General features: G+C 61.3%; 3 protein-coding genes and 1 pseudogene. All 4 read left to right on the forward strand.

Annotated features, from left to right (window positions below; genetic code table 11):
• Positions 1–469: pseudogene (locus EN935_RS21710) on the forward strand (hypothetical protein); the annotation flags it as partial.
• A gap of 31 nt (positions 470–500) precedes the next feature.
• Positions 501–1,646: a hypothetical protein gene (locus EN935_RS21715; protein WP_109659679.1), complete on the forward strand. Its 1,146-nt coding sequence runs from the start codon at positions 501–503 to the stop codon at positions 1,644–1,646.
• 24 nt (positions 1,647–1,670) lie between these two features.
• Positions 1,671–3,581, forward strand: coding sequence for an ATP-binding protein (locus EN935_RS21720; RefSeq protein ID WP_127262893.1), 1,911 nt, complete (start codon positions 1,671–1,673; stop codon positions 3,579–3,581).
• A 9-nt stretch (positions 3,582–3,590) separates the two neighbouring features.
• Positions 3,591–4,895 (forward strand): DUF6638 family protein, encoded by a 1,305-nt coding sequence (locus tag EN935_RS21725; RefSeq protein WP_127262892.1) that lies wholly within the window; start codon positions 3,591–3,593, stop codon positions 4,893–4,895.
• Positions 4,896–5,075: the final 180 nt, after the last annotated feature.

A 5,075-nucleotide genomic window follows, 5' to 3' on the forward strand; every position in this document is an offset into this window, starting at 1 on the left:
CTCCAAGCTGGCGACGGAATACAACGAAAAGCAGGCCAAGGAGCAGGAACTGCTGGCCGAAAGCCAGACGCTCGAGCGCTACACCTCGATGTTCCAGACCTTCGTTGATTCGCTCAACAACCAGATCGCCGCGCAATCGACGCTGATCAACAAGCTGACCATCGATACCGAGCAGCGCATCGTGCTCTACAAGGCGCTGGAAGATTCGCTGAAGACCGCCGCCCAGCAGGACGTCGCCCACAAGATCAACACGCTGGGCAGCCAGGTCGACAACACGGCCGAGGAAACCATGGCCGGCATCGGTGCTGCATCGCAGAAGCACATCGGCGACCTGCTCGAGATGCACGAGAAGAACATGGTCGCCAGCGCCGACATCCAGCGCCGCAAGAAGCTGGCCGACGATGCCTTCGCCCGCCGCTTCGACGAGGTGTTGAAGAAGCACAATTCGGCAAACTACGTGCAGTCTTAGGGGTGACAGGACTGCCCGCGAGCGCACAGGCATGACCCCCGAAAACGAAGCGGCTGCACGGTATTTCTCCGCCATCACGGCCGCGCTCAGCGGCCTTGAAGTGTTCATGCGCGACGATCGCTCGCCGCTCTACCGGCATGGCATCGTCGCCAAGATCGTCGCCGAATACATTGCCCGGCTCGACAAGTCGTTTGCCTGCTGGCGCAACCGGCTAGGCTTCATGGACACGTTCCGCATTTCGCGCGCCGAAAGTGGCTTCCCGGTCTTCCAGAACCTGCTCGAACTGGAAAACGATCGCCGCCAGGCCGATGCGCGGCTTGCCAACATTCCGCTGGCCGGCGAGTTGCGCGAGGAAATGGCCGACTTCATCCTGCGCCACAAGGAATTCCCCGAGGCGCTGCAGAAGTCGATGGCCGAGCGGCTCTATCTCGAGGACGTGAAAAGCGAGAACACGTTCGGCCCGTTCACACTGGCGCAAACGGCTAACGTCTCGGTCAATCCGAAGACGGCGCGACCTTATTATCTCGTCCACTGGGCGACGTTCGACGGCAGTGCCAACCTGCCGCTGGTCTACATGGTGACGGTGGAGGATTCTTCCGAAGCGATGATCCGCCAGCTCGTCGACAGAAACGGCAAGCTGAACGAGACGATCGACATTCCGCTGCCGGTCGACGGCCTGCTCAATCCCGAGCTTGCCCACCGTTTCGACGATTTCACAGAGAAGAATTCCGCCTATACGCTGTCGCCGGCGACCATCGCCGTCAACCTCGACAAGGATTTCGAGCCGCTGCACCCCAAGCAGTTGCGTCGCGTCGTGCTCGGCCCGTTCTATTCGGCCGGCATCACCGACAACAATTCGACGGTGACCGAGGTTCTGGCCAAGGTGCGCAAGCCGGAAAATGCCTGGCTGCTGACCTGGACCATCCAGGAGGTCTACTCCAAGGGCGAGAAACCCGGCCGCAAGGGGCTGTTTTCGAGCGAGAAGACGACGCAGGAATTCTTCATCAACACCGACGATCTGGAAGCCGCGCGCCAGGGCGTGTCGAGCTACGAAAACCATGCGCTGATCCCGCACGAAGCCTACCAGGCGCTCTACGCAGCCGGCGAGGCGCAGAAGATTTTTGCCGGCTACAAGGTTCACATCCTGTCCAACGGACAGGTCATCTCAGACGTCTGACCGTCACACCACGGAGCACCCTTCATGGATACCGGCCTGACCACCATCCCGGAAGCCGCCATAGAGAAGCATCGCGCCACCGCGCAGAGCTTCATCACCCGCATTGTCGTGCTGGAGGATCCGTCACGCGAGTCCGGCACAGCACTTGCCGGCACCAACCGCCGCTTCGTCTCCACCGTCTCGGTCGGTTCGGTGCGCCGCACGCGCGAGGTCGAGCTGTCGAAGACAGTCGGCGCCGTCCATCCCGACGACCAGCTGCTGACCATTCCGCAGCACACGCTCTTGTTTCGCGCCCGGCGCGGCACGGCGATCGCGCTGGCCATATCGGACGTCTTTGCCGAAGGCTCGGACCTCGAAAGCCTGCAGGCCAGGAACACGCGCGCACCGCTCGAAGGCGACGAGGCGTCCACCTTCAAGAAGCTTCTGTCGGCCTCGGCTTACATCTCAGCCTTCAGCCTCGCCTCCTATCTGTTCCAGCTGATCGACAGCGACGGCGAGGCGCCCAACGATAGTCCCGAACCGGACTTCCTGTTCGACACGCCGCAGGATGCGGTGAAGTCGATCCTCGCCGGCCTTGACAAGGCAATCTCGGGATCGTCCGACGACGCCGACCTGATGACAAGGGCACGCGCCTTTGCCCGCGTCACCATCGACGGGCTTCTGGCGCGCAAGGGTCGCTTCGACGGCATCGGCCCGTTCGAGAACGCCCATATCCGCATCGATGCCGACGATTTCACCCTCGATGGTTTCGACGTCGCGCCGGGCAAGCGCTCCAAGCCGCTGGTGATGACCTTCAAGAAGCCGGAAGAGGTCGTCGGCAACCACATCGCCAAATACCAGTCGGTCAAGCTCGCTAAGATGCTGATGGCCTACGACTTCGAGCGCGAACTCAATCCGTTCGTCGAGCTCGGCGGCTTCCTGTTCACTTTCATCGGCGACGGCGCGCCCGGCACCGGCAAGACGACGCTGATCCAGATGATCGCCGGCCTCGTCAACGGCTATTGCCAGGTCGCCGGCTATCCCTTCGCCTATGAGAATTTCGGCGTCGACCAGATCTCGTCCTACCAGGGCAAGTCGGGCCAGAACTGCCGCCAGTTCATCAACAATGTGCTGGACCCGCGCGTCATCGGCTTCGGCACTATCGACGACATCGATCAGGTGGCGGCGCGCCGCTCCGACGACCGCGCCTCGGCCGGCCAGCAGGAGATCACAGGCGTCTTGATGGATGCCTTCGCCGGCGCCGCCACCGTGGTGCGCGGCAACTGCTCGTTCGGCATGTTCTCCAACTATCCCGAGAACGTCGACGACGCGCTGCGCCAGCGCGCCGGCGCCCGCTGGCTGGTCGACGGGCCGCAGTCGCGCGACGACTACATCGACATCTTCGTGCTGCTCGCCGGCAAGAACCACAAGATCCCGCTCGGCGACCACGATCTCTACGCCGCGCAGGAAATCCAGCGCGCCGTGACCGAAGCCTATGAGGAACACGAGAAGCCGCAAGAGGACGGGCTGATCAAGGTCTACGAACGCTACATGAAGGAGAACGGCGCGCCGAAGTCGATGGCCGACATCGGCACCTATCTGCACCTGATCAAGGATGCCGAGCCGCGCTTCACCGGCCGCGCCATCAAGAACGTCACCGACGCCATCAAGATGCGCGCCATGGACATCGAGCTTCCCGACGACTGGTTCGAGAAGCCGGAAGTCTTCATGCACAAGGGCTACGACGAGAAGAAAGCGATGATCGAGGAACTGCGCGGACCGTTCTCGATGGACATGGTCATGCAGGAGATCAACCGCTACGCCGATAGCGAGTTCCGCTATTCCGACAAGTCCGACGACTCCGCTGTGCAAAAGCTGCTGCGCGACGCCCGCCTGCGCGAACGGGCCGCGCGCGAGATGGAGGAGATGAAGAAGAAGGGGCTATGGAATGCCTAAAGGTAGGCAATGACCCACGCCAAGAAACCCGATCTTCTGCGCGACAATGAGCTGATCTATGGCCGGCTGCTGACGGTCGACGAGCCGCATCTGATCCAGCGCTATAACAAGGCGCTGGCTGCATTCGGCCTGAAGCCGACCAAGCTGAAGAGCTTCCAGATCGACCGCACCGGCTTCTCGCCCGAAGTGGCCGAGGAATGCGGTGACTATGATTATCTCGATCCCAACGAGGTCAACCGCCGCTTCATCATCCTGACGCCGTCGCAGATCGACCTGCCGGTGGTGCACACCGCCTTCTCCAACACCTCGCAGCTGATGTTCGAGTTCATGTCCAAGAACCAGCGCGCCATCGACGCGCTGACCATCAAGGACGTCATCTACGGCGAGATCGAGGATTCCGTTCCCAAGGTCAACGACATCGAGGACCTGCTGTCGATCAGCCAGGTCGAGTTCAAGGTGCTGTCAGCCGAGGATGTGTTGGGCAAGGCCGCCGAACTCGGCAAGCTCGTCGACCGGCTGAAGCAGGAGCCTGACGCCTGGCGTGACAACGCCATGCTGACCCGCATGGTCGAGCTCGCCAAGATCTGCGGCGACATCCGCGAGAACGCGCTGGTGCCGGACCAGGTGATCTTCCGCCACAACGCCTACTGGACCAGCCATTTCGGCGGCCTTTACGTGTTCGTCGACCCGGACATGACGACGGTGATCAGCGATCCGGCTGCACCTGGCTTTCGCCGTTCGCGGCCGTGGCAGGTCAGCTATCTCTCGATCAACGACGCCGACAAGGTGTTCAAGTTCCTCGCCACCACCGGCCGCATCGAGTTGCCGCGCGCCTCCTGGATCGAGGCCTCAGGCTATCTCGAGCACCGCGCCGAGATGGTGGTGCGCGCGCTGATCCGCGATGCCGAGCCGAACCGCAACCTGACCGATGTCGACAAGGTCTGGCTGCAGACCTGGATCCAGAGCCATGCCGACCTGATCACCAAAGACGGCAACTTTCCCTTCCTCAACGCTGCCAAGCGCGAGATCGCCCAGCTCGGCCACCTCAAGATCGAGGATGTCTTCCCGCAGCAGCGCTTCCTGGTGATCCGCGCCAAGCCGGATCATCCTGACGCCTGGCTGACCAACCGGCTGATCTCGGATTTCGTGCTGTCGGACTTCGTCTCGCGCTACATCTTCAACAAGCAGGGCTTCTACAAGGACTATGACGGCTTCAGCGACGCCTGGCGATCGCATGTTGTGGACGTTCTCAAAACCACATATTTGAAGGACAAGGTGGCGTTTCGCACACGCCTCTACGGCCTGACTGACTAGAGCGGTTCACCGTCTAACGGAAACGCCGAACCGCTCTATCCCGTTGATTTGACGCAATTCCGGACGGAAAACCGTTTCACACTTTTCCTGGAATTGCTCTAGAACGAAATGACCCGTTATTTCGTTCTAACTTGTTGTTTTGGCGCATGATGTTATCCAAAAAGTCTGCAACTTTTTGGC

The sequence above is a fragment of the Mesorhizobium sp. M7D.F.Ca.US.004.03.1.1 genome (genome assembly GCF_003998635.1).
Taxonomy (GTDB): Bacteria; Pseudomonadota; Alphaproteobacteria; order Rhizobiales; family Rhizobiaceae; genus Mesorhizobium; species Mesorhizobium loti.

Coding starts and splice junctions, on each gene's coding strand:
- EN935_RS21715 (WP_109659679.1), top strand. CDS start 501: ATGACCCCCGAAAACGAAGCGGCTGCACGGTATTTCTCCGCCATCACG.
- EN935_RS21720 (WP_127262893.1), top strand. CDS start 1,671: ATGGATACCGGCCTGACCACCATCCCGGAAGCCGCCATAGAGAAGCAT.
- EN935_RS21725 (WP_127262892.1), top strand. CDS start 3,591: ATGACCCACGCCAAGAAACCCGATCTTCTGCGCGACAATGAGCTGATC.